Below are 22,466 nucleotides of genomic sequence, written 5' to 3' on the forward strand. Positions count from 1 at the left end.
TGAATGCCGCATCTGGCCTGTTGCCGGGCCAGGTCCAGGTCGAGCACCGTCGGTCGAAAGGAAGGCCATGAATGGATTGAACCGGTGGATTCCGAGGTTGATCATCATTACGGCGGTGCTGCATTTCGTGTGGGGGTTCGCCCTGTCCAATGTCTGGGATGCCATCACCCACGATGGGTTCTTCCCGCCCGCCGTCGACACCGACACGCCCGCTTACTGGCACCGCGAGGCCGGCGTGTGGTTCTTGGTGTCGGGGGCTTTGCTCCTGGTTCTGGGCACCATGACGCGGTCGGTGGTGCGGTTGACCGGCCGGGTACCCGAGCAGGTGGGCTGGTTCCTGATGGCGACGGGCGTCCCGCTGTGCCTGCTCACCTTCCCCGTCACCGGAGCCTGGGCCCTGATCGCCATCAGCATCCTTGCGCTCACCGCCACATATCGCGCTCGCACGTCGGGGCAGGCCGAGACCACGAAGACTCTCGCGCGGGCCGCAAAGACCACCTCAGCCTGATTCGGGCCGTACCCCGCTTCGTCCGTTCGCGGGGAAGTACGCGGGTTCGAAGGGCAAACTGGGCGGATCAGCCTCATGACGACTGGTTCGCCCAGTTGGTCACCGCGACCGGCCTACCGCGCTGATCAGGCTCATGGCCTGTGCGGCGAGACCAGCCGGTGCGGCTTGCGGAGAGCCGCTTTCGAAAGGTGGCTGGGGGTCGTACTCGATCGCGAGTTGCACCGCTTGGGCCGTGGCGTCGTCCGTGGCTTGCGCCAGCAGGGTCAGGGCCATGTCGATGCCGGCCGACACCCCCGCCGCAGTCACGATCTGTCCGTCGTGGACGACGCGCTCGCGGACGGGCTCGGCGCCCGTTTCCGCCAGTTTCTCCAGCAGCGCCCAGTGGGTCGTCGCCCTGCGGCCCGTCAGCAGCCCGGCGGCGCCCAGCAGGAACGACCCGGTGCACACCGAGGTCGTCCACCGGGCGTGCTCGTGGGCGCTGGCGAGCCAGCCGGTCAGTGCACGGTCCGTCATCGCGGTGAAGGTGCTGGCACCGCCCGGTACGACGATTACGTCGGGACTGGGCGTATCGGTGTAGGACGCGGTGGCGGCCAGGGTGAGGGTCCCTTGGTCATCGGTTACCGGCCCCGGCTCATTGGCAACGAATGTCACCGTCCAGTCGGGCACGAACGCCAGCACCGTGTAAGGGCCGACGGCGTCGAGAGCGGTGAATCCCGAATAAAGAGGGATGGCGACGTGCAAGATCAAGACCCCCAGGAAGGAAATGGCTGGTTCACGGTTTACGGCCGCGGCCGTTCAGGCCGGTGGCCTCCAGAAAGTCCAGGACGCTGAAGGCAAGGCGTAGTTCGAAGCGTACCTGTGGATCTCGCAGGGAGCGGCCGAGCAGCATGGTGATCCGCGACAAACGGTATTTGACCGTGCTCGGGTGAATCGTGCAGGTCTTCGCGACGGTCGGATGGTGGCCCTCGGATTCGGCGAAGACGCGGGCGGTGGCGAACAACTCGCCGGACCGGCCGCGGCCGTGCTCCAGTAGCGGCCCGAGTTGGTGCTGGACGAATTCGCGCAGTGGCTCCACGTCCTGCACTGTCGACAGGAACCGCATGACGCCCAGTTCGTCTGCCCGCACGATCGGGCGGCTCCCGCCGGAGAGGCGGGCGAAGCGCAGGCAGGCGACCGCCTCCCGGTGCGCGGCGGGCAGGTCTCGCCCGGCCCTGCTGACACCGGCCAGGACCCGGATGCCACGGGCGGCGCCAAGTTCGCTGAGTGCGGTCAGGATCCGATCGAGGAAAGGGCCGGAGAGCGCGGGAAAGGCGATCACCGTCTGGTCCGGACCCAGGGAGGTGATCAAGAACGGAGGCGCCGGTGATTGCGCGCGGGCGGCGGCGGTGACGACCCGCCTCAGTTCACCCGTGTCGAGATGCCCATCGGCGGAGAGAGCGGGGGAGACGCCGGCTCGGCTTCGCGTGCTGACGGCCGCAGGCGGACGCGGCCTACGCCCGCGGCCTGTCCTTCTCCAAGGCGATCGAGACGGTGGACCTCGATGAGTACGCCACCTGGCTCGACGCCGAGCGGATCGTGGTCAACCTCCACCGCCGCTACCGCGAACTCGACCCCACCGCCACACCGGACCTGGACCAGATGACGCTGGTGGCCATGATGGCCCAACGGGAGCTCGCATGAAGTTGCCGAAGGCCGCGTACACAGCCCAACCGTGGCGCATCCACGAACGCACGAGTGACTTCTCGGTCGAGGATGTGTGGTCGTTCCGCACTCCCGGGGCCGGGCCCGAGGACTTTCCCCTGATGCTCGCGGCGATGCGAGCCCACGGAGGACTCGCGAAGCAACCCAGAACTGTTCGGCCGGCTCTACCTGACCGCCATCGCGCCTTTCCGGTACCTCGTCGTCTACCCGGCCTTGACCCGGCGATGGGAACGCGCCTGGCTCGACCGCAACCATGCGGAGGCGGCGTACGACGAAGGGATGTCACGATGAACTCCACGGGAGTCGCCCGACACCGGCAGAGAAATCTTGTGCTGGGCGTGGATGGATTCAGCGCTGGTCGAGTTGGGTGCGCAGGTCGTGAATCGTGTTCTCGGCGTCGGCGAGTTGGTCTTGCAGTCCGATGATGCGGGCGGCGGCGGCGAGGGTGTGGCCCTCGTCGAGTTGCTCGCGCAGCCGGACCACGAGGGTGAGCTGGCGACGGGAGTAGCGGCGGTGCCCGCCGGTCGAGCGGTGCGGGCGCACCAGGTCCGCAGTGTCCAGGCTGCGCAGGAACGCCTCTTGCACGCCCAGCATCTTCGCCGCCTGTCCGGTGGTGAAGGCGGGGTAGTCCTGGTCGTCGAGGTTGCTCAGATCAGCCACGCACACCTCCTTTCGTGAGTCGCCGCGCCATGTGCCAGCTCCTCCAGATTATCTAGCGCGAACAGTTGACACAATCTCCAGTGCGCGCTATAGAAATAAGTGAGCGGTACATGACCTGGTGTCGAAACGACGACGTTGCCGGGGAGTGATCGACGATGCCGGATACCACCCGCCCTGTGGCGGTGAGCAGCGGGTTCGCCGAGTTGGTCTGCGCCGACGCGGCTTGGCTGCGCGCCGAGTTCGACGCGATCATGACCGCCAACTTCGGAGTTCTTCCACCTCGTCCGCCAAGGCCGCGGCCCGGCTCCACGGGCTCGGGGCGACCGGGCCGCCTGCCCCGAGCCGCGGCTACCGGCGGCCGGCTGGCCGACGTGGTGCCGGCGAGACAAGGCGGGCATCGGCAGCGTTCGCCTCCGCGGACCGGCGTGCCCCTGGGGTCAGTGAACACGCAGTGATCTCGAAAGGCAGGTGATGCCGCGCGGTCACCCCTGGAGACCGCCGTCCGGAGCCTTTTCGCCGGGCGGGGGTGCCTGCTTCGACAGACGGCCGATGAAACCCTGACAGCGGTCCCGGCCCTGCGTCTCGAGGTGCCAGTTTCGCGACAGCCTGGTCCGGTGCACGGTAACCAGGGCGGCTGGTCTCCAGGAGTGATTTGGTGCCATACGCGGAGCAGTACGTTTCGGCAACTTCCCTTCGATACGACTCGGTTCCGGCCCCGCCACAACCAAACGTGGCGGGGCCGGAACCTCGACGATCGGACTAATCGCCAGCAGGAAGTCTAAAAAATCTACATTCACGGGAACAGAAATACTGAGTGAGTCGTTCTCAAGGTTGAGAACAGGTTGACCGAGCCGCCCTCCGGCCCACCAGCACGCCGGATGGCGGTGCGCAGGGAAGGAGAAAGGGAGGCGCATGGTCATGTTGATGCGGACCGACCCGTTTCGGGAGCTGGACCGGCTCACCCAGCAGTTCTTCGGCGCCAACGGCACCACGACCCGGCCGGCGGTGATGCCGATGGACGCCTACCGGTCCGGCAACGAGTATGTGGTGCAGTTCGACCTGCCGGGTGTCGCGCCGGACTCGATCGACCTGGACGTGGAGCGCAATGTGCTCACCGTCAAGGCTGAACGTCATCCGGACTACGACGAGCGCGCCGAGGTCCAGGTGTCCGAACGGCCCCGCGGGGTGTTTTCCCGCCAGCTGTTTCTGAGCGACACCCTCGACGCAGACAACATCGCCGCGCGCTATGACGCGGGCGTGCTGACGTTGCGGGTGCCGATCGCCGAGCAGGCCAAGCCCCGCAAGATCGCGATCACCGGCGGCAGCGAGGCCAAGCAGATCAACGCCTGAGTGCCCCGTACCCCGGCTCGGCCGATCCCTGGCCCCGCACCGCGGCATCGACCGCCCACGGGCGGGGCCAGGATTCTTCCGTCCGCGACGACCTGCATCACCTCGTCACCGGCCCGAACGGAGAAACGGCCATGCTCGACGACGCTCCCGCCCACGACGTCGCCGACCAACAGCGCCCGGCCGGCCCCGAGCCGGCCGAGGAGAAGCCGTTTTTTGTCGGCGTCGGGGACCTGCTGGATGTCGATCCTGCCGATGTCGCCGACCAGCGGTGTGACACACCGGTGCTCGACGAGGGCGACCCCCGGCCCTGATCGGGTCCAGCTTCTCGGCCTAGTACGCAGGAAGGGAGCAGAAACGATGGGAACCCGCCGGGGACCGGCCTCGATCGCCGCTACGCTGGCCACGGCGGCCGACGAACTTCGTCTCGCGGTCCGCGCGAGCGACCCTGCCGAGGCGTCGGGCTTGGCGCAGCTGCGCGACACCGGGTGGCAGCTGACCCGGCTGACCGGCGAGCTGACCGACCTGGTCGCCCTGCTGGCCGAGCACACCGGTCACCACATCCAGCATCCGCAGGGCATCATCTGTCCGGCCGACGGCGCGACCACCGAGCACCTGGCCCGCGCCTGCCGGGAACTGGCCGCCCTGCGCCACGCCCTCGACACCGCCCACACCGCGTCGCGGGACTACTACACGGCGATCAGTCTGCTCAGCCCAGCCGGACCTGATTCTCTCCGGCCCTCACCTTGAACACAGCATCCGGACGCAGCGTGACTGCAACGCGGTCAGGTAGACGTTGGTGTCCAGCTTGTAGAGCCAGGACCGAATCGACGCGCGGCCCTCGAAGCCGCCGGGGGACCGCCACGCCTGGCGCTGAAGAATCCGGGCTACACCGGTGTCGAGACGCCAACTCGATGCCGCCGAAGTCGAACTCGGCCGTGAGTCGCTGCACGACGGGCTCAGTTGCAGGTGTTCGTCGGTGCCGTGGCCCAACTGCTCATTGCCCTCTACTCGGCGTGCTGTGCCGCTGGGTCCACGCCGATGAGGAGTTCTCGCTCCGGGGCGAACCGAACCCGGCCGGCCAACTCGTGCTCACCGGTCTGACTCTGAAGCAACAGGCCGCGAGGGCGGCCCGGCCGGCGTCGACCTGCCCCAGGGCCTCAGGCCGGTCGTTGCGTCGTTTCCTGGCGCCGCTCGGCGATGTCCCGCAGCGTTGTCAACTGCTTGCGCATCAATATTGCGGTGTCCGCCCGACACGTCCCGAGTGGACTGTCCGCGGATGACGCCGTCGACGTCGTGTCGCTACGCCAGCTGTCCGGTGAGATGGTGCTGCACAGTGGGCGCGAGTGCCGAGACCAGTGTCTCCGTGTCGAGTGCGACGATCGGCGGCAGCCGCAGGATGTACCGGCACAGCGCGACGCCGAGCAGTTGGCTGGAGACGAGGGCGGCGCGCGTCGGGCCGTCGTCCACGGCGGGGCCGATCACCGCGCTGACCTGGGTGGCGAAGGTGGTGCGCATGCGCTCGGCCGCGGCCTCGTTGGTGACCGCCGACCGCAGCAGGACGGTGAGCACGTTGTTCTGCCGTCCGCTCTCCCAGATTTCCAGGAAGTGTCGTACGAGGGTCTCGCCGCGCTGTTCGGGCGGCAGGTCGTCGAGGGACGGCAGGTGCAGGGCGACGTCGACGGCGGCGGCGAACAGGCCGTCCTTCGAGCCGTAGTAGCGCATCACCATCGACGGGTCGATGCCCGCGTCGGCCGCGATGGCGCGGATCGTGGCGCGTTCGTACCCGTCGTCGGCGAACCGGCGGCGAGCAGCGGCGAGGATCGCGTTCCGCGTCTCCTCGGAGCGTTGCGTGAAGGCCATGCCGACAATTGTAGGCCAACATGTGTTGGCAAACAACTGAGAGGGGAGTAGCTTGATTGCCAACAGACGTTGACCATCAATTGTTGGCCTGTTCGGAGGACGAGATGACCAAGCTTCCCGCCGCAGCCGATGTCGTGATCGTCGGTGCCGGCCCCACCGGTCTCACCCTGGCCGCCTCCCTCACCGCCGGGGGTGCCGACGTGGTCCTGCTCGAAAAGGCGGCGGAGGGTGCGAACACCTCACGCGCAGCCGTCGTGCACGCCCGCACGCTCGAGGTGCTGGACGGGCTGAAGGTGTCCGGCGAGTTGGTGAAACGGGGGGTGATCGTGCCGACCTTCACCGTCCGCGACCGGGATCGCGTGCTGTTGAGCGTGCCCTTCGACGACCTGCCCACCGCCCACCCGTACACGCTGATGGTTCCGCAGAACGTCACCGAGGAGATCCTGCTCGGTCGCCTGCGCGACCTCGGCGGTCAGGTCCACCGGCCGTACGAGGCGGTCGCCGTGGCGCAGGACGAGGCGGGCGCGATCGTCACGACCTCGACTGGGGAAAGCGTCCGGGCCCGTTTCGTCGTCGGCACCGACGGCATGCACAGCGTGGTCCGCGAGCAGGCCGGCGTCGGGTTCACCGGCGACAGCTATGCCCAGTCCTTCGTCCTCGCCGACGTTCGCCTGGACTGGGAACTGTCCGCCGATGAGGTCCAGCTGTTCTTTTCCGCGGCCGGGCTTGTGGTCGTCGCGCCGCTGCCCGGCGGCCGCCACCGGATCGTCGCAACCGTCGACGACGCACCGGAGCACCCGGACGCCGGCGACGTGCAGGCGCTGCTCGACGCTCGCGGACCGCAGAAGACCCCGGCGCGCGTCCGCGAGATCGTGTGGAGTTCCCGCTTCCGGGTGCACCACCGGCTCGCCGACCACTACCGCGCGGGCCGGATCTTCCTCGCCGGGGACGCCGCACACGTGCACAGCCCCGCCGGCGGCCAGGGCATGAACACCGGCATCCAGGACGCGGCCGATCTCGCTCGTCGCATACTCGACGGCACCGAGGACGGCTACGAGGCGGCGCGGCGCCCGGTCGCGGCCGGCGTGGTCGAGATGACCGACCGGATGACCCGCGCCGCCACCGCCGGCAACCCGGCCGTGCGTGCCCTCCGCAACACCGCCCTCGCCGTCGTCGGCCACAACGCCTCGGTGCGGCGGAAGCTGGCGATGCGCCTGTCTGAGCTCACCGTGGGACACTGACCAGCCAGCGCGCCCACCTGATCATCACCTTCGATCAGGTCGCGGCGTAAACATCGTGACGACCAGCCTGGCCGAATGTTCTTCGGCGAGGCTGGTCGTTTCTTTCCGGACCGGCCGAAACAGCGGCAAAGTACGCCGCCGCTGCGCGCGGGTTCACAAGACGTGGATCACATTGCCCGGCTGTCACGTTGGATCGGGGGTGTTCGTCCCATTGGCATCACCGGCACCAAGCCCTGGACCGGTGACCACGACCGCATCGATCTGCTCTTGGGAAAGAATCACTATGACACGTAAGGCTTTGATGACCACGGCCGTCCTGCTGTGCGCGGCGAGCATGCTGGTCTTCGGCTTCTGGGCGTACTTCGCCCCCGAATCGTTCATCGACTTCGTTGACTACTACCCCTACAACGAGCACCTCACCCACGACGCCGGCGCCTTTCAGATCGGCATCGGCGCAACGCTGCTGTTCGGCCTGGTCTGGAAGGACACGACGCTGGTGGTGCTGGCCGGATTCGTCGTCGCCAGCGGCCTGCACACCCTGTCCCACTACCTGGACCGGCACATCGGCGGCCACAGCAGCGACGTGCCCACCCTCGGGGTGTTCGTCCTTGTCGCTCTGATCGCCATCATCGCCCGCATCCGCATGAGGAGGGCGGCATGAAAATCATCCTGGCCGGCGCCACCGGCGCTGTCGGAGCGCCCATCGCCCGCGCCCTGCTCGCCGCCGGACACCAGGTCATCGGGCTCAGCCGAAACCCCAACGGTCTGCCCGAAGGCGTTCAGCCGCTGACGGCCGACGCGCTGGACCGTGACAGCGTGCTGCGGGCGGCGCGCGGGATACGAGCCGACGCGGTCATCCACCAGTTGTCGGCGCTGAAGAAGAATCCGATGCGGCACCAGGACATGGCGCTGACCAACCGGCTGCGCGTCGAGGGCACCGCCAACCTGATCGCGCTGGCACGGGAGGTGGGAGCCACCCGGTTCCTCACCCAGTCCATGATCTTCGGGTACGGCTACGGTGATCTCGGCGACCAGCCACTCACCGAAACGGCACCGTTCGGCCGCGGCGGTCGCGGCAGGTTCGCCGCTCACATCGGAGCCATGCGCTCCACCGAGGAGCAGGCGTTCGCCATCGGCGGCATCGCCCTGCGCTACGGCATCTTCTATGGTGCCGCTGAAGACCCCACCGTCGACATGATCCGGCGCGGTGGGCTGCCCGTCCCCAAGGGTGGCATGATTTCCCGGATCCACCTGGAAGACGCCGCCACCGCGACCGTCGCCGCGCTGGAACACGGCCGCCCCGGCGAGGCCTACAACATCGTCGACGACCTGCCCGCCAGTTGGCGCGACTACTTCTGCACGGTCGCCGAGACGCACGGCGCCCCAGCCCCCAAGGCCATCCCGGCCTGGGTGCTCAAGGCCACGCCGTATCTGCACGCCATCTTCACCGCGAACTGTCGCATCTCCAACGCCAAAGCCAAGAGCGAACTCGGCTGGGCACCTCGCTATCCCACCTACCGCGAAGGCATCGCCGTCACAACCAGCCGATGAACCGGGGCAGGGCCCGGCGCTGATCGCCCGGTAGAACCAGGGAGATCTACGTTGAGCCCCTCTTGTCCTGGCAAGATCGGGTTACCTGGCCGAAGCTGTCGCCCGACGGTTACCGTCGCCGGGGCTGTTCGGGAGGTCCTGGGGTGTTGCACGGGCGCGAATCGGAGTTGGCCGAGATCGACCGGTTGCTCGTGGATGCGCGCCAAGGGCGAGTGGTGCTGCTGGTGGTCCGGGGCGAAGCCGGGATCGGTAAGTCGGCGCTGCTCACCCGTCTCGCCCGCGTGGCGCCCGACCCGGTGCTGGACACGCTGTTCCCGCGCATCTGGGCATCCACGGGAAGTTCGGCGGACGCGCGACCGACCGGGAAGGTGTGCGGGCATGACCGGCGCGTTGCCACTCCACCTCACCGTGGGACGGCAAACCGGCGCAGGCTAGGCCGAACTACGCGAGGTACTGCGGCACCTGGCACCGTTCGCCGGGTACCCCGTCGTGGTGGAGGCGTTCGCCCGACTCGCGGAAATCCAGGGCGCACAAGACCGTCTGATTGCCGGGGAACGCCCGGCAAGCGGGTGAAACGCGCCCTAGCTGCCAGCCAGATGAATCGCCTCGAGCACGGCGATCATGTCCGATTTTCCGTTTCCCAGCGACACGGTCCGGTCGAACAGCGCATAGCAGGCATCCAGCAGGGGAGAAATTGACCCCGGATTCGCGGGCCGCTTCGAAAATCAGGCGGCTGTTCTTCAACACGTCATCGGCGGCCGCCTGGGCCGAATAGTCGCCTGCGACGATTTTGCGAAGTTTTATGCGGGACACGTCGCTGGCCATCGGTCCCGCGTCGTGCACGGCCGTGAAGTGGTCCATGTCCAGGCCGTGTTGCCGGGCGAAATTGACGGCCTCTGCCAGGCCGGTGACCATCGTGATCAGGAACAGGTTGATCGAGAGCTTCATCACCAGCGCATTCGGGGCGCTGCCACAGAAGACGGTGTCCCGGCACATGGGGGCGAGCAGCGGTCGCACTTGGGCGACGGCGGTGGGATCGCCTGCCAGTATCGCCACCAATCGGCCGGCCTCGGCGGGTGCGCGGGATCCCGAAACGGGTGCCTCGACATAACGTCCACCCGCGGCCGCGATATCCGCGCCCAGGTTTTTCGAATAGCTCGGGGAAGTCGTGCCCATCTGCACGATCGTGTGGTCATCGACGGCGACGCCGAATTTTCCGTCGCGCCGGCCGAGAACCGAGTCGATCGCCTGCTCGTCGGCGAGCATGAGAATCACCGTGGAGCTTTGCTGAAACACCTCGGCCGGCTGACGGGCCACCGCGGCTCCGGCCGAACGCAATGGCGCGCACCGGGCCGCGGTCCGATTCCAGACGATCAGCGGTGTTCCGGCCCGCGCCAGGTTCCAGGCCATGGGCTCGCCCATGAGGCCGAGCCCGAGAAAGCCGATCTTTGCCGGTTCAGCGACCATCCGGGTAACTCCAGGGCTACTATGACGACTGTCATGACAGAGCATGGTCTATGACAGTTGTCATAGTCAAGCGCGGCGGTACTCGAGGGAGGGGCAATGGCGCGAACCGAGTGGTCGGCGCGGGACCGGATCGTCTACAGCGCAGCCCAGTTGATCCGTACTCAAGGAGTGAGCGCGACGGGTCTCCGGGAGATCGTCGCGCACGCGAAGGCGCCACGTGGCTCACTTCAGCATTACTTTCCCGGCGGGAAGGAACAGTTGGTGCGCGAGGCACTCAACTGGGCGGGCGAATTCGCGGGCGGCCGGATCGCGCACTTCATGGCCCGGCTCGATCCGCCAACGCCGGCCGGTCTCTTCACCGCGATGGTCGACCAGTGGCGAACAGAGTTCGCGGCCAAGGGGTTCGATCGTGGATGCCCGCTCGTCGCCGCAACCGCCGATACCGCCGCGGCCAGTGAGAGCCTGCGCCAGGTGGCAAGTGCCGCTTTCGCCGACTGGCAGCAGCCGGTGGGCGCTGCTCTCGTGACGATGGGTGTCCCGCAGGCCCGGGCGGATTCCCTTGCCCTGTTGATGATCAGCGCACTGGAGGGCGCCATCGTGCTCGCCCGGGCTCATCGGGACGCGGGGCCACTCGACGCGGTCGTCGCCGAACTCGGGCCGTTGCTGGACGAGGCCGCTCGCCCATTATGACGAGCGTCATACCGAGCTGAATCGATGCCGCGGTGTAGAAACTGACTATGACAGCTGTCATAGAGCCGTCCTGTGCGGTGACTACCGCGGCAGCATCGGGGGAGACGGTCCGCGCACTGGCGCATGCATGCTCGCCGCGCTCGCTCCGGCTACGGTTTTTCCTGCCCCGCGACCCCGATCCCGAGGATGTGCTCGCTCGCTACTGGCGTTTCCTGCTCGGTGCGCCACCATGGGGCCGCTCGGTCGTCGCGCTCATGGGCGGCGTGCCGGTGGGGCTGCTCAACCTGGTCGCGGCAGGTGATGGGCTGGTCGAAGCGGGTCTGCTGGTGGCCGATACCTGGCAGCGGCAAGGGATCGCCACCCACCTGCTCACCACCGAACTGACACGCCGGCGGTGGGCGGGGTGGACGGTGCGGGCGACGGTGCAGCCGGACAATCTCGCCATGCAAGCGTTGTTGCAGCGGCAACGACTCGGCCCGTGTCGTCTGGTGAGCGCGGACCGCGATCAGCTCGACTACGACATCGTCCTACCGGCTCTCGCGTGATGGCCGAGCACAGGACGGCGGACGGGGCGGTCGCCGGCACCACGTTGGGCGGCCCGCTGTGGCAGGCGACCGGGCTGGCCCTGGGCACGCTCGTCGCGCTGGGTATGGGACGTTTCGCCTACGGCCTGCTGTTGCCGTCCATGACCGCCGATCTGGGCTGGTCCTATGCGCAGGCGGGAGCCCTGAACACCGCCAATGCCGTGGGATACCTGCTCGGCGCGGTGGTCGCCGCACGGTTGATGAGCAAGTTCGATTCCCGGCGAGTCTTCCTGTCCGGAATGCTGGTCACGGCCGCGTCCATGCTGGGATGTGCGGGAACAGCGAATGTTGTGCTCCTCGCCGCGTTACGGCTCGTATCGGGGCTGGCGGGGGCCGTCGTGTTCGTCGCCGGTGCCACGTTGGCGGTGCAGGCCGGAGTGCACCTGCCGGGCAGGCGGGCCACCATGCCACTCGGGGTCTACGTCGCCGGGAGCGGCGCTGGGATCGCACTGTCCGGGATCGGGATCCCGCCCTTGCTCGCGGCGTTGAGCCAGGACACCGGCTGGCGGGCCGGGTGGTTGCTGCTGGGGCTGGTGTCGCTCGCCGCCGTCGTGCCGGCAGCCGTGGTCACCCGCGGATCTGGCGTCCGGCCTGCCGGGGGCACCGGCGGGTCGTGGGAACGCCGCCGCCTGATCCCGACCGCCTTGGCCTACCTGCTGTTCGGCGTCGGCTACGCCGGTTACATGACCTTCGTCGTGGCGCTGCTGCGGAACCAGTTGGCACCGGGGCAGATCGCGGTGTTCTGGATCGTCCTGGGTGGCGCCGGCATGGGCGCGAGCTTCTGGTGGGGTTCGTTGCTGGGACGTGCGCGCGGCGGGCGGGCGCTGGGGGGCCTGCTGGTGATCGTCGCTGCCGGAGCGGGCATACCACTGATCGCGACGGGTCCGGCGGCGGCGCTGGGTTCGGCCGTGCTGTTCGGCAGCGCGTTCCTGTCCACCGCCACGGCCGTCACCGCCGTCGCGCGGCGCACCTGCCCGCCGGAGAGTTGGGGCCCGGCCATTGGCGGGCTGACCACCGTCTTCGCGGTCGGGCAGTGCGCCGGCCCGCTGTTTTCGGGAGTCCTGGCCGATCAGGGTGGCCTGCGCGCCGGCCTGCTGCTTTCGGCCATGATGCTCGCGGCCGGCGCGATCGTCTCGCTTGCCCAGCGCGACCACTTTGATCGCGGGTCACAACTCTCGATCTAGCGCCGGAAGGCTGTTCTCCGCCATGAAGATAAGGGGGCGGTGCTTGTCCCCTACGTGGCCGCGTCGGCGGGGCATCAGCGGCCACGGGCGTCAGCTCCCGTACTGCCTGGTGTCCGGGTGCTCGATGAGCAGCGTGTGGGCGGTTCGCTCGGCAACGGGTCGGTGACGCATCCCCCTGGGGACGACGAACTGCGGCAATGGCCTCGGGCACCGATACCGCAGCACGATGCCGCAGGTCCTCATGTCGTGTGGTCATGCCACGGATCCTTGACGTCGTCGTGGCCGGATGACAGAGCCGATGCGCCACAATTGGTCCTCCGGACGAATCAATCACCTTGACCGGACCCGATCGAAAGAACTCGATCATGTCGATTGCCCCAGCTGAGCTGGCGGACCGCCTGGGCCGGTGGTCGGTCGGCCGTGGGCCGCTGTATCTCCTGCTCGCCGCGCAACTGCGGCGCCTTGTCGACGAGGGCGAGCTGCCGCCCGGCACTGCACTGCCACCCGACCGAGCCTTCGCGTACGCGCTCGCGGTAGGACGCGGGACCGTCGTGGCCGCGTATGAACAGCTGCGTATGGAATGCCGGATCGTTCGGCGTCAGGGACGCGGTACCCGAGTGGCTGGGCCGGCGCGTCCCGAGCCTGGGCGGACCACAGGCGCGCCGGTTTTCTTCCACCTGCTTCAGCCCCGAGACGATGACACGATTCTCCTGGCGTGCGCCGCACCCGCCTCGCCTCCGCCGATTCTGTGTCGGCCTACGAGCAGGCCTTGTCCCAACTGGCCACGATCACGAGCGACATCGGCTACCACCCATCGGGCCACTGGCGACTGCGCCGGCGAGCTCGACGGTGAGGCTTTTGATCTGCGAGGGATTCATCGGCGAGGGATGGCGCTGGGGCTGGAAGCCCTCGTGAAGCTCATGTCCATCCAGTGCCGCCAGTTTGAGCCGTTGTCAGTGCGCTCCCATTCGGCCGTCATGGAGTCGCCGTCTTCGGCGATCACCAGCGTCGCCCGCTCCGTCTCGCCGGCGAACGTCCAGACACCCTCGTCGTCGACGCTTGCCCGCATGGTGACGAAGTTGCCGTGATTGTCGAAGGAGCGCATGGGGTAGGTCCGGCTCGCTGGATCGTAGGGCCCGATCATCTCGATGACCTCGACGTGCTCCTCATTCATGCGCACGTCCACACGGTGAATGAGGAAGTGCTCGCCCGCCAGCCACTCGTAGGTGTCCGACCCGGCGATGCGGATCTCCGGGTCGATCGCGGTGGCCGCTATACGCCCCTGCGAACGCCAACGGCCAACCAGCGCATTCAGGCACTGGTTCTCCGATCGCGGGGCATGGGTGTTGTCGTCTCCTGACATGGCGGATCCTCGTCATCGATAGAGTGTAAGATATTGCTTAAATACTTACATGCTGTCCCGGCAGTGCGCAAACGAAGGCGGTGGCCCATGGACGACGCGCTTCGCGCTGTGGCGGACCCGACCCGCCGCGCCATCCTCGTCCTGGTGCGGGATCGCGAGGTATCGGCAGGCGAGATCGCCGAGCGCTTTCCCGAAATCAGCCGCCCTGCGGTATCCCAGCATCTGCAAACGCTGACAGCAGCCCGCCTCGTCGACGTCCGCCGCGCAGGCAATCGCCGCTTCTATCGGCTACGTCCGGAGGGGCTGGCCGAGGCGGTGACGTTCCTGGAGACAATGTGGTCCACCTCGCTCAGCCGCCTCCAGCACGAAGCCGAGCGCGAAGAACGCGCGCACACTGGTGACCAGGACGTGAAGGGATCGTTGTGAGCAGGACGATTGAGCAGACGTTGCACATCCGTGCGCGTCCCGAGACGGTCTGGCGGTTCTTCACCGATCCGGCATGCCTGGCGCAATGGTGGGGAACGGCCGAGCTGGACGCCCGCCCCGGCGGCACCTTGCAGGTTGCGATGCACGAGGGCCCACGCCCGGTGATGCGCGGACGGTTCGTGGAGCTCGTGCCGTACGAACGTCTCGTCTTCACCTTCGGCTGGGAGGCCACACCGGGAGCGCCCGACATGGCACCAGAGGCATCCCGAGTCGAAGTCACCCTGACCCCGGACGGTGATGGCACCGAGCTCACCCTGCGCCACAGTGGCCTGCCGGCCGTACTCGATGAGGAGACCAGCGATGGCTGGGCGCATCTGCTCCATCGTCTGGGCGAAACGGCAGAACGCCAGGAACTCCGCTGAACCTGGTCGAACATACGCGTACGTCGCACCCCTGCTGCCGCCTCACGAACCCTGGCCGCCGTCAAAGCCACCTCACCGCCACCGGCTAACCGTCCTCGGGCTGTGCACGTTTACGTGTACTCGCCTCCGCAGCGGGAGGTGTACGCCGACAACACCCACACAGCGTCACGATAGCCATGCCCCAGACCCACGGGCATGGCTCTCTTTTCACTAACACTCCAAGGCAGTGGTTACTTACTGCTGGCGGATGATCTCCGGAAAAGTGCGCCGCCTGTGTTCGGCCGCTCTGGTCATGTCCTCGGCAAGGAGTTGGAAGAATTGACCGGTGTTGCGTAGCCGGGCGCCTGCGGGGGTTGCGGGGCCGAGGATGTCCGCGCCGTGCTTGGCGGTGTCGGCCCACATCGTGATGGACTTCGTGCTGGCCGACCACGCTCGGTACCAGACGTCGTCGTCGATGAGGTACCGCTCGCGGCGGCCTCGGGTGTCTCGCTCGCGCCTGACCAGTTCCAGTTGCTCCAGGTAGGCGATCGCCTTGGAGATCGAGGCGGGGCTGACTCGTAGCCGTTGGACGAGTGCGGCTGCCGTGAAGGCGCCGCCGTCGCTGGTGAACAGGCAGGCGAGCACTCTGGACGGCATGGGCGGTAAGCCGGTCCGAACCATGAGCGCGGTGAACCGTTCGGTGAACTCGCCTACGGTGGCTGCGTCGCGCCCGTACTCGTCGGCATCTTGGGGCGCGGCCGGGCCCGGCGCCGGCGCACGACGCCGCGCTCGGCGCAGGGTCGCCTTGTTTGCTTGGTCAGCTCGGTAATCGTCCGGGCCGCCGTTGCGCGCCACCTCGCGGTTGATCGTCGACCGCGGCCGCCCCAGCCGCCGCGCGATCTCGGCACAGCGAATCCCTTCGCGGAGCCAGGCCGCGATGCGCTGCCGGTCTTCCAACGTCAACCGACCACCTGGCATTGGTCCTCCTGGTGCCTCGTGGCTTTCGCTCGCATGTCATTGCTACAGACTCGCGGCACAAGTTGCAACATCGACATAGTGGTTGCAACATATACCGGTGATTGCCGTACAAGAGCAAGGAAAATTGTCGTCACAAGTTGATTCTTCATGAAACGCAACAGTAGCTTTCCTTATAGATAAACGATCTTCGACGGAGGATGGAGGCGACGTGAGCGTGGACAGCGTGCCCGCCCCTGCCGGTCGGCGAGCGCGGATCATCGACGGGATGACCTCACGCCACGGGTATCACCTCCTGCTGGTGCGCTGCCGCGGAACGTTCGGCTCCGGCGGCACCTGGCAGCCCTGGCGTCACGAGATCGACGACGGCGCCGACACCGTCGCCTGGCTACGCACGCAACCGTGGTTCGACGGGCAACTGGCCAGAGCCGGGAACTCGTACCTCGGCTGGACGCAGTGGGCGCTGCTGATGGAGCCGCCACCAGAGCTGGTGGCCGCGGTGATCCAGACCGCGCCACACGATTTCAGCCAAAGCGCGTACTTCGGTGGCGCCTTCGACCTCAGTGACTGGCTCGACTGGAGCGAGCAGCCCTGGTGTTCTACCGCGAAGGCCGCGTCTACTCCGTCGACACGGTCCAGATCACAGACGGTCTGATCACCGCGTGCCGCAGGGTCATCAATCCCGACAAACTTCTGTGCGTCTGAGCTGTCACACCCGCAGGGGCTGACTCGTCTCCCTGAGGAGAACGCAGATGGGCGAGGCCCAGCTCGTCGGCGAGGGTGGCGCGGGCGTGACGGAGCGCGGCCAGGGCGTCGGCCTGGCGGCCGCTGCTCCACAACGCAAGGGCGTGCAGGCGCCAGCCTTCCTCGCGCAGGGGATCGTCACGGGTGAGGCCCTCCGCCTCCGGTACCACCGCCGCGGGGTCGCCGAGCCGCAGTCCCGCCGCGACGTGCAGTTCACGGGCAACCAGGCGCAGCTCGTTCAGCCGGGCGGTCTCCGGCTTCGCCCACGGCTCGTCGGCGACCTCGGCGAACGCGGGTCCCTGCCACAGCGCCAGCGCCTCGGCCAGCCGGGCCCGGACGGCACGGGGCTCGGCGAGTGTGCGGGCCTCGTCGAGCAGCTCCTCGAAGCGCCACGCGTCCACTGCCTTGGGCGGCAGCCGTAGTGCGTAGCCGGGCGACGCGCTTACCAGCAGACGGGCCGGGGTCCGCGGCGGACGGCCGGGTTCCAGCAGACGGCGCAGGTTGGACACGTACGCCTGCAACGACGCCAGGGCACGCGACGGCGGTTCGCCGCGCCACAGGTCCTCGACCAGCCGGTCGACCGGCACGACCTGCCCGCGCGCCGCCACCAGCAGGGCCAGCACGCCACGTTGCCGCGGTCCGCCGAGGGGAACGGGTTCGCCGCCGGCCTCGGCCGCGAACGAACCCAACACCCGGATCAAGACCATGACCTGGCTCATCGTACGGGCGGCCGCTTCCAAGTCGACGCCAAGCGCCTTCCAAACCCCAGAAACCAGTCTTGAGCACATCGAACGAAGGGCAGGAACAAATGAGCATCGACACCCAGGACATGGAGATCGTCCACCGCGCTTTGCGCCGCGAGTCGCGGCTGCTGCTGGAACTCGTCGCGGCGGTCGCCCCAGGCGACACCGCGCGCGCCAAGGTGATCGCCGACCACTTCGGCGACTATCGGCTGGGTCTGAAGAACCACCACGAGGGCGAGGACGAACTGCTGTGGCCGCCGCTGCTGTCCCGGGTCGATCTGGAGGCGGAGATCGTCCTGCGCATGGAGGCCCAGCACGAGCGCATCGCGGCCACGATGAGCACGCTGGAGGCCGCGGTCCCGGCCTGGGCGGCCACCGCCGGGGCCGACGAGCGCGACACCCTCGTCGCGATCCTCGCCGATCACCGGGCGGTCCTGCTCGAACACCTCGATGACGAGGAGGCCGAGCTTCTTCCGCTCGCGGCCGAGCACCTCACCCAACAGGAATGGGCCTCCTTGGGCGACCACCTGGTGGCCAACACGCCCAAGCTCACGCTGCTCACGCTCTTCGGCCTTGTCCTCGAGGACGCGAACCCGGCCGAGCGCGCATCGCTCCTCGCCGGCCTCCCCGCACCGGTACGCGGCATCTGGCACGTCCTCGGCCGCCCCCGCTACGCCCGCCACATCCGCCGCGTCCGCGCCGCCTGACCCCTTTCTGCTATCTCACAAGGAGACGAAAATGTCGTGTAAGACCGTCAACACCGCCCTGACCACTGCAGGCATCCTCTTCATCTTCTACATCGGGGTGTCCTACGTCCTGACCCCCGAGACCATCGCGCCGGGCTTCGGCCTGCCCCACTGGCCGTTGGGCGACGGCGACGGTTTCCTGATTCTGAAAGGCATCCGCGATATCGTCTCCGGGTTGGTTCTGACCGTCCTGCTGCTGATCGGTCAGCGCCGCGCCCTGGGCTGGGTCCTGCTGGTCGAGGCCCTCACCCCAATCGGCGACATGACGAACGTGCTCGCCCACCACGGCTCCGCGACCGTCGCGTTCAGCGTCCACGGCCTGACCGCGGCGCTGATCGTCATCACCGGCCTGCTGACCCTGCGCGAGACCCGCAAGGTCACCGCCGCCCCGATCCCCGCCATGCGTTGAAATCGGTGACCGGCGAAGCGTTCCGCGCTTCGCCGGTCACGACGGCCGTCCGTACCGGAACGTGACCGCCGGCGATTGGGTGCGGTCAGGTCCTGTTGGTGAACAGTCGGTTGAGGTGCTGGTCGACGGCGGCTAGGGCCTCTTGGGGCTCGATCACGTTCAGTTCGATGAGCGGGGTCAAGCCGGTGAGTGTCAGGAGCAGGTTGGTCTCTGTCGCCGGGTCGCGGCCGGGGCTGATGTGGCCATCGGTGATTGCCTGGCGGACGATCTGCTCGATGAGATCGCGGCCCTGAGCCAACCCGTCGCGTGCGCGTGCATGGATGTTCGCGTTGTGCAGTGCCTCCAGGACGTAGGCAGCGCTCATCCGGCTCGTCGCGCGTGCGTCGGGATGTAGAGGGAGCATCTCCGCAAGCAACACTCGGAGCACGTCACGGGGGTGTGGCGAGTTGCCGAGTTCTCTGACGCCCTCGGCGACGCGTAGTGATGTCTGTTCGGACGCGAAGTCCATGGCGAAGACCAACATCTCTTCCCGGGTGGCGAAGTAGTGCTGCACCGCACCGTGGGAGATGCCCGCTTCCTGGGCGACTTCGCGGACGCTCGCGTGTGCGATGCCGCGTTGTTCCACGACGCGCCACAGTGCGCGGGCGATCGTCTCGCGCCGTTCGCGGTGATCCACCTGCTTGGGCATCGTCCGGCCTCCCCGTTTTCAATACGGTTGACATATTACAGATGACCGGTAAAAACTGGGAGTCCATTCGTGGAGGAAGGGTGTGGTATGTCCGAACAGCCAAAGGTACGGACCACGGAAGGCGTGGTGCAGGGGCGCTGGCGGGGAGAGCATGTGGTGTTCCGTGGCATCCCCTATGCCCAGCCGCCGGTCGGGCCGCTGCGCTTCCAGGCGCCTGCCCCGGTCGAGGGGTGGGACGGGACGAGGCAGGCGGTCGAGTTCGGCCCCGTGGTGCCGCTGTCCCTGCCGATCGACGTGCCCCCGCAGGGCACCGACTGGCTGACGCTCAACGTCGGCACTCCGGATCCCGGCGCGGCGGGACTGCCGGTGCTGGTGTGGATCCCCGTGGGCGGCTACCTCTCGGCGGCGTCGAGCGACCCGATGTATGACCCGGCAGCGCTGGCCGAGGCGGGAGTCGTCGTGGTGACCATCAACTGCCGCGTGGGCGCGGAGGGATTCGCGTTCCTCGACGATGTGCCGCCCAACCGCGGATTTCTCGACCAGATCGCGGCGCTGGAGTGGGTGCAGCGCAACATCGCCGCCTTCGGAGGCGACCCCGGCCGGGTCACCGTGGGCGGGGTGTCCGCCGGGGCGGGCTCGGTCGCCGCCCTGCTGACGATGAAGTCCGCGCGCGGCCTGTTCCGGCGGGCCATCGCCCATTCGGTGCCGGGGCTGCACAGCACCCCCGCGCTGGCACGGCAGGTCACCGCCGCGTTCGCGGACCGGCTCGGCGCGACGGCCCCCACCGCCGAGGCCCTGCGCGACATCGACCCATGGCACCTGGCCGCCGAGCTCACCTCGTTCAACGCCGGCCTCCACGCGCACCGGGAGAGCTGGGGACGCCTCACGGAGACCGGCACCGCGCTGTGCCCCGTCGTCGACGGCGAGGTCCTCCCGGAAACGCCCTGGCCCGCGCTGACCGGCGCGCGCGCGAGCGGGACCGAACTGCTCGTCGGCCACACCCGGGACGAATTCCGGTACTTCAGCGTCATGAGCGGACGGTACGGCACCTTCACCGAGGAGGACGCCCACGCAGCCCTGGAACTGCACGCCCCGCAGCCGGACGGCGCGCGGGCCTACCGTGCCGCGTTCCCGCAGGCAGGCCCGGAGGAGCTGGTGGAGACGGTGTACTCCGACGCCCTCTTCCGCATGCCGTCACAGAAGCTGGCCGAGGCGAACGCGGCAGCCGGCGGCACCTCGTACCTGTTCGAACTGGGCTGGGTTGCCCCGGCCCTCGGCGGCATCCTGGGCGCCTGCCACAGCCTCGACGTGCCCCTGGCGTTCGGCACGCTGGACAGCCCCGTCGGCACTCAGCTCATCGGCGAGGAGCCCACTCCCGAGGCCGTCGCGCTCTCCCGCGAACTCCAGGAGGCATGGGTCCGCTTCGTCACCACCGGCGACGCGGGCTGGTCCGCCCACCGGCCCGGCGGGCACCTCACCCGCGTCCTGGACACCGAGTCGAAGACCTTGCCATACCCGGAAGAGGCATCCCGCCAGATCTGGGAGCGACACGACCCGGCCCCCTTTGATGTCACGTAGAAGAGGATCCTGTCTCTCTGGGTGTTCCCGGCCAGCGGGGCATTACGTACTCACCGCGGCGGCCATCTGCTCGTCGTGTTCGCGGAGCATCGGGGTTTGGGACTGGTGAGGTCGCGTATTCAACTGTCGCGAGTTCTTGGTGATGATGGCTGTGAGTAGCCGGAGGTTGACCATCTGATCAGTTGTCACGGCGACCCGGCGTCTGGACTGGACATTCTCACCCTGACGACGCCCCGGCCTCACGCGAAGTGGAGATATTTCGATTGCGGCCGTTAGCGGGGCTGAACGAGCATGGGTCGGTGACGCTGCGGGAGATTCATTTCGTCGAGTTGGATGGCGCGGCGATGTCCGCGCTCTCCAAGGGCGACCTCGCCGAGGCCGGACGCTTGGTCGGGGTCTGTCTGACCGAGTACTTCCTGACCGATCAGGCGCGGTGGTTGTGGCGGTATCGGTTGGACCAGATCGCCGCGGATCCGCACAACGCGCGGTGGATGGCGAGACAGGCGATCGTTGGCGACGATGGCGTGGTTGTCGGGCATGCCGGGTTTCACGGCCCACCCGACGAATCCGGCATGGTCGAGATCGGTTACTCGGTGGATCCCGCTTTCCGCCGCCGCGGTTATGCCAGGGCCGCATTGGTCGAACTGCTGCGCAGGGCCGCCGCGGAACTCGACGTCCGCACGGTCCGCGCGACGATCAGCCCGGGCAACGTAGCCTCGCTGGCCACGATTGCAGGCTTCGGGTTCGTGCAGGTTGGTGAGCAGTGGGACGCCGAAGATGGCCTTGGGCTCGTCTTCGAGAAAACAATGTCTGCCTCCGGACACGCATGAGGAATTGTCAACTGTCCTCCCGGGGTGACTGCTTTGTGTGGTCGCCGAAGGGCGCGGGGACTGGTGAGGGCGGCTCGCCGAGGCTCAGCAGCACCTGGTCGCCATCGCGGATGATGTCGTCGACGGTGAGCCGGACGATCCTGGTGAGACGCTGTGCATAGAGCAGGACGATCACTCCGGCGACCCGGGACCGTAACGGGAGATCCCGGTCGGTGAGCAGGCGTCGCAGCAGGGCCAGTCGCTCTTTCTGCGGCAGCGGGGCATTCCGCTTGACCGAGGGGCCGGGCAACCGCAGTGATCGAGTGAGCTTGCTGGTCATGGCCCAGATCAGGAAGCCGTGGACGCAGTTGCGCTCGTGCTCGCTGTGCTCGGCGTGCCAGCTGTCGATGTCGGCCTGACGGCAGGTCTCGAGAGTGCGCTGCTACTCGGTGAGCCAAGTGTCGATCAACGCGTGCCCTGCCGTCGTGGCATACGTCAGATACACCGCGACCTGCGAGTTCTCGATCCGGCCAGCGGTTCCGGTGTANTGGCGCTGCACGCCGACGGTGTGGGTGCCTTTCTTCAGGTCCCCGGTCTCGTCCACGATCAGGACCGCGTTGTGCTTCCCGAGGTGATCGCAGACATAGTCCCGCAGGTCATCACGCACCGCCTCGGCATCCCACACCGCACGGGCCAGCAGGTGCTGCAACCCATCCGGTGTCGCGTCCCCGACATGTTCGGCGATGGTCCAGCAGTTCTTCCGTGGCAGCTGCGACACCAGTCCTAGC

General features: G+C 67.9%; 31 protein-coding genes and 3 pseudogenes. 23 read left to right on the forward strand and 11 right to left on the reverse strand.

Features of this window, described 5'->3' with window-relative positions; genetic code table 11:
• The first annotated feature begins 67 nt into the window (after positions 1 to 67).
• The gene (locus tag A3CU_RS45440) at positions 68 to 508 is read left to right on the forward strand and encodes a DUF6463 family protein (protein ID WP_052371854.1); all 441 of its coding nucleotides are present in this window, start codon (positions 68 to 70) and stop codon (positions 506 to 508) included.
• 99 nt (positions 509 to 607) lie between these two features.
• On the opposite strand, the gene A3CU_RS0118860 is transcribed toward A3CU_RS45440, so the two are convergent.
• Together A3CU_RS0118860 and A3CU_RS0118865 are read right to left on the reverse strand one after the other, a co-directional pair.
• Complete coding sequence (locus tag A3CU_RS0118860) at positions 608 to 1,255, reverse strand: DJ-1/PfpI family protein (RefSeq protein ID WP_342668914.1); 648 nt, start codon at positions 1,253 to 1,255, stop codon at positions 608 to 610.
• 25 nt (positions 1,256 to 1,280) lie between these two features.
• Positions 1,281 to 1,856 carry a PucR family transcriptional regulator gene (locus tag A3CU_RS0118865; RefSeq protein WP_156960416.1) on the reverse strand — a complete coding sequence of 192 codons (576 nt, stop codon included), beginning with the start codon at positions 1,854 to 1,856 and terminating at the stop codon, positions 1,281 to 1,283.
• Between the two features lie 182 nt (positions 1,857 to 2,038).
• Here A3CU_RS0118865 and A3CU_RS52490 point away from each other — a divergent pair, with 182 nt between their 5' ends.
• A complete protein-coding gene (locus tag A3CU_RS52490; protein ID WP_156960417.1) occupies positions 2,039 to 2,188 on the forward strand; it encodes a hypothetical protein in 150 nt (49 codons plus the stop codon).
• A 369-nt stretch (positions 2,189 to 2,557) separates the two neighbouring features.
• Here the strand turns inward: A3CU_RS52490 and A3CU_RS0118875 are convergent, their stop codons facing one another.
• Positions 2,558 to 2,869, reverse strand: coding sequence for a helix-turn-helix domain-containing protein (locus tag A3CU_RS0118875; RefSeq protein ID WP_027943633.1), 312 nt, complete (start codon positions 2,867 to 2,869; stop codon positions 2,558 to 2,560).
• 155 nt (positions 2,870 to 3,024) lie between these two features.
• Between A3CU_RS0118875 and A3CU_RS52495 the strand changes: the two genes are divergently transcribed.
• The 4 genes from A3CU_RS52495 to A3CU_RS0118890 all read left to right on the forward strand — a co-directional run bounded on the left by A3CU_RS52495 (position 3,025) and on the right by A3CU_RS0118890 (position 4,966).
• Entirely contained in the window at positions 3,025 to 3,324 is a 300-nt protein-coding gene (locus A3CU_RS52495) for a hypothetical protein (RefSeq protein ID WP_156960418.1), read from the forward strand.
• A gap of 463 nt (positions 3,325 to 3,787) precedes the next feature.
• A complete protein-coding gene (locus A3CU_RS0118880) occupies positions 3,788 to 4,219 on the forward strand; it encodes an Hsp20/alpha crystallin family protein (protein ID WP_027943634.1) in 432 nt (143 codons plus the stop codon).
• Between the two features lie 131 nt (positions 4,220 to 4,350).
• Complete coding sequence (locus A3CU_RS45445; protein ID WP_043841586.1) at positions 4,351 to 4,530, forward strand: hypothetical protein; 180 nt, start codon at positions 4,351 to 4,353, stop codon at positions 4,528 to 4,530.
• Positions 4,531 to 4,576: 46 nt separating this feature from the next.
• Positions 4,577 to 4,966, forward strand: a complete 390-nt coding sequence (locus A3CU_RS0118890; RefSeq protein ID WP_027943635.1) for a hypothetical protein — start codon at positions 4,577 to 4,579, stop codon at positions 4,964 to 4,966.
• Positions 4,967 to 5,518: 552 nt separating this feature from the next.
• Here A3CU_RS0118890 and A3CU_RS0118900 read toward each other — a convergent pair.
• A complete protein-coding gene (locus A3CU_RS0118900; RefSeq protein ID WP_027943637.1) occupies positions 5,519 to 6,079 on the reverse strand; it encodes a TetR/AcrR family transcriptional regulator in 561 nt (186 codons plus the stop codon).
• Positions 6,080 to 6,183: 104 nt separating this feature from the next.
• Here A3CU_RS0118900 and A3CU_RS0118905 point away from each other — a divergent pair, with 104 nt between their 5' ends.
• The 5 genes and pseudogenes from A3CU_RS0118905 to A3CU_RS55675 form a co-directional block, all read left to right on the forward strand.
• A complete protein-coding gene (locus A3CU_RS0118905; RefSeq protein WP_043841588.1) occupies positions 6,184 to 7,320 on the forward strand; it encodes an FAD-dependent oxidoreductase in 1,137 nt (378 codons plus the stop codon).
• A 75-nt stretch (positions 7,321 to 7,395) separates the two neighbouring features.
• Positions 7,396 to 7,614 (forward strand): hypothetical protein, encoded by a 219-nt coding sequence (locus A3CU_RS0118910; protein ID WP_027943639.1) that lies wholly within the window; start codon positions 7,396 to 7,398, stop codon positions 7,612 to 7,614.
• Positions 7,604 to 7,981, forward strand: coding sequence for a hypothetical protein (locus A3CU_RS45450; RefSeq protein WP_043841590.1), 378 nt, complete (start codon positions 7,604 to 7,606; stop codon positions 7,979 to 7,981). Before A3CU_RS0118910 ends, A3CU_RS45450 begins: the two co-directional genes overlap by 11 nt.
• Positions 7,978 to 8,871: an NAD-dependent epimerase/dehydratase family protein gene (locus A3CU_RS0118920; protein ID WP_027943640.1), complete on the forward strand. Its 894-nt coding sequence runs from the start codon at positions 7,978 to 7,980 to the stop codon at positions 8,869 to 8,871. Before A3CU_RS45450 ends, A3CU_RS0118920 begins: the two co-directional genes overlap by 4 nt.
• 143 nt (positions 8,872 to 9,014) lie before the next feature.
• A pseudogene (locus A3CU_RS55675) lies at positions 9,015 to 9,167 on the forward strand (ATP-binding protein); the annotation flags it as partial.
• A 145-nt stretch (positions 9,168 to 9,312) separates the two neighbouring features.
• Here A3CU_RS55675 and A3CU_RS45455 read toward each other — a convergent pair.
• Positions 9,313 to 10,338: an NAD(P)-dependent oxidoreductase gene (locus tag A3CU_RS45455; RefSeq protein ID WP_342668915.1), complete on the reverse strand. Its 1,026-nt coding sequence runs from the start codon at positions 10,336 to 10,338 to the stop codon at positions 9,313 to 9,315.
• Between the two features lie 96 nt (positions 10,339 to 10,434).
• Between A3CU_RS45455 and A3CU_RS0118930 the strand changes: the two genes are divergently transcribed.
• The 5 genes and pseudogenes from A3CU_RS0118930 (at position 10,435) to A3CU_RS53970 (ending at position 13,649) form a co-directional block, all read left to right on the forward strand.
• Positions 10,435 to 11,028 (forward strand): TetR/AcrR family transcriptional regulator, encoded by a 594-nt coding sequence (locus tag A3CU_RS0118930; protein ID WP_027943641.1) that lies wholly within the window; start codon positions 10,435 to 10,437, stop codon positions 11,026 to 11,028.
• A gap of 47 nt (positions 11,029 to 11,075) precedes the next feature.
• Positions 11,076 to 11,573 (forward strand): GNAT family N-acetyltransferase, encoded by a 498-nt coding sequence (locus A3CU_RS45460; protein WP_084143362.1) that lies wholly within the window; start codon positions 11,076 to 11,078, stop codon positions 11,571 to 11,573.
• The gene (locus A3CU_RS45465; protein ID WP_052371856.1) at positions 11,573 to 12,796 is read left to right on the forward strand and encodes a YbfB/YjiJ family MFS transporter; all 1,224 of its coding nucleotides are present in this window, start codon (positions 11,573 to 11,575) and stop codon (positions 12,794 to 12,796) included. The genes A3CU_RS45460 and A3CU_RS45465 overlap by 1 nt, the downstream gene beginning before the upstream one ends.
• Positions 12,797 to 13,161: 365 nt before the next feature.
• Positions 13,162 to 13,356: pseudogene (locus A3CU_RS55680) on the forward strand (GntR family transcriptional regulator); the annotation flags it as partial.
• Positions 13,357 to 13,511: 155 nt separating this feature from the next.
• The gene (locus tag A3CU_RS53970; RefSeq protein ID WP_211246458.1) at positions 13,512 to 13,649 is read left to right on the forward strand and encodes a hypothetical protein; all 138 of its coding nucleotides are present in this window, start codon (positions 13,512 to 13,514) and stop codon (positions 13,647 to 13,649) included.
• A 21-nt stretch (positions 13,650 to 13,670) separates the two neighbouring features.
• Here A3CU_RS53970 and A3CU_RS45470 read toward each other — a convergent pair whose 3' ends face one another.
• Positions 13,671 to 14,159, reverse strand: coding sequence for a DUF1579 family protein (locus A3CU_RS45470; RefSeq protein ID WP_052371857.1), 489 nt, complete (start codon positions 14,157 to 14,159; stop codon positions 13,671 to 13,673).
• Positions 14,160 to 14,246: 87 nt separating this feature from the next.
• On the opposite strand from A3CU_RS45470, the gene A3CU_RS0118960 reads away from it, so the two are divergent.
• Together A3CU_RS0118960 and A3CU_RS0118965 are read left to right on the forward strand one after the other, a co-directional pair.
• Positions 14,247 to 14,585 carry an ArsR/SmtB family transcription factor gene (locus tag A3CU_RS0118960; protein ID WP_027943643.1) on the forward strand — a complete coding sequence of 113 codons (339 nt, stop codon included), beginning with the start codon at positions 14,247 to 14,249 and terminating at the stop codon, positions 14,583 to 14,585.
• Positions 14,582 to 15,007, forward strand: coding sequence for an SRPBCC family protein (locus tag A3CU_RS0118965; RefSeq protein ID WP_027943644.1), 426 nt, complete (start codon positions 14,582 to 14,584; stop codon positions 15,005 to 15,007). Before A3CU_RS0118960 ends, A3CU_RS0118965 begins: the two co-directional genes overlap by 4 nt.
• Before the next feature lie 234 nt (positions 15,008 to 15,241).
• Here A3CU_RS0118965 and A3CU_RS55685 read toward each other — a convergent pair whose 3' ends face one another.
• On the reverse strand, positions 15,242 to 15,949 hold the full coding sequence (locus A3CU_RS55685) for a GbsR/MarR family transcriptional regulator (RefSeq protein ID WP_425388263.1): 708 nt from the start codon (positions 15,947 to 15,949) through the stop codon (positions 15,242 to 15,244).
• 223 nt (positions 15,950 to 16,172) lie between these two features.
• Between A3CU_RS55685 and A3CU_RS0118975 the strand changes: the two genes are divergently transcribed.
• The gene (locus A3CU_RS0118975; protein WP_027943646.1) at positions 16,173 to 16,616 is read left to right on the forward strand and encodes a CocE/NonD family hydrolase; all 444 of its coding nucleotides are present in this window, start codon (positions 16,173 to 16,175) and stop codon (positions 16,614 to 16,616) included.
• On the opposite strand, the gene A3CU_RS45475 is transcribed toward A3CU_RS0118975, so the two are convergent.
• A complete protein-coding gene (locus tag A3CU_RS45475; RefSeq protein ID WP_043841592.1) occupies positions 16,579 to 17,412 on the reverse strand; it encodes an AfsR/SARP family transcriptional regulator in 834 nt (277 codons plus the stop codon). The genes A3CU_RS0118975 and A3CU_RS45475 overlap by 38 nt on opposite strands.
• Before the next feature lie 101 nt (positions 17,413 to 17,513).
• Here A3CU_RS45475 and A3CU_RS0118985 point away from each other — a divergent pair, with 101 nt between their 5' ends.
• Together A3CU_RS0118985 and A3CU_RS0118990 are read left to right on the forward strand one after the other, a co-directional pair.
• Complete coding sequence (locus tag A3CU_RS0118985) at positions 17,514 to 18,155, forward strand: hemerythrin domain-containing protein (protein WP_027943647.1); 642 nt, start codon at positions 17,514 to 17,516, stop codon at positions 18,153 to 18,155.
• Positions 18,156 to 18,186: 31 nt separating this feature from the next.
• The gene (locus tag A3CU_RS0118990; RefSeq protein WP_027943648.1) at positions 18,187 to 18,603 is read left to right on the forward strand and encodes a DUF4267 domain-containing protein; all 417 of its coding nucleotides are present in this window, start codon (positions 18,187 to 18,189) and stop codon (positions 18,601 to 18,603) included.
• A gap of 85 nt (positions 18,604 to 18,688) precedes the next feature.
• Here the strand turns inward: A3CU_RS0118990 and A3CU_RS0118995 are convergent, their stop codons facing one another.
• The gene (locus A3CU_RS0118995; RefSeq protein ID WP_027943649.1) at positions 18,689 to 19,291 is read right to left on the reverse strand and encodes a TetR/AcrR family transcriptional regulator; all 603 of its coding nucleotides are present in this window, start codon (positions 19,289 to 19,291) and stop codon (positions 18,689 to 18,691) included.
• 87 nt (positions 19,292 to 19,378) lie between these two features.
• Here A3CU_RS0118995 and A3CU_RS0119000 point away from each other — a divergent pair, with 87 nt between their 5' ends.
• Positions 19,379 to 20,869, forward strand: a complete 1,491-nt coding sequence (locus A3CU_RS0119000; RefSeq protein ID WP_027943650.1) for a carboxylesterase/lipase family protein — start codon at positions 19,379 to 19,381, stop codon at positions 20,867 to 20,869.
• Between the two features lie 299 nt (positions 20,870 to 21,168).
• Positions 21,169 to 21,699, forward strand: a complete 531-nt coding sequence (locus tag A3CU_RS0119010; protein ID WP_027943651.1) for a GNAT family N-acetyltransferase — start codon at positions 21,169 to 21,171, stop codon at positions 21,697 to 21,699.
• A 7-nt stretch (positions 21,700 to 21,706) separates the two neighbouring features.
• On the opposite strand, the gene A3CU_RS45480 is transcribed toward A3CU_RS0119010, so the two are convergent.
• Together A3CU_RS45480 and A3CU_RS45485 are read right to left on the reverse strand one after the other, a co-directional pair.
• Entirely contained in the window at positions 21,707 to 22,018 is a 312-nt protein-coding gene (locus tag A3CU_RS45480) for a hypothetical protein (RefSeq protein WP_052371858.1), read from the reverse strand.
• A gap of 120 nt (positions 22,019 to 22,138) precedes the next feature.
• Positions 22,139 to 22,466, reverse strand: a pseudogene (locus A3CU_RS45485) (IS701 family transposase); the annotation flags it as partial.

The sequence above is a fragment of the Amycolatopsis taiwanensis DSM 45107 genome, from assembly GCF_000519205.1.
Taxonomy (GTDB): Bacteria; Actinomycetota; Actinomycetes; order Mycobacteriales; family Pseudonocardiaceae; genus Amycolatopsis_E; species Amycolatopsis_E taiwanensis.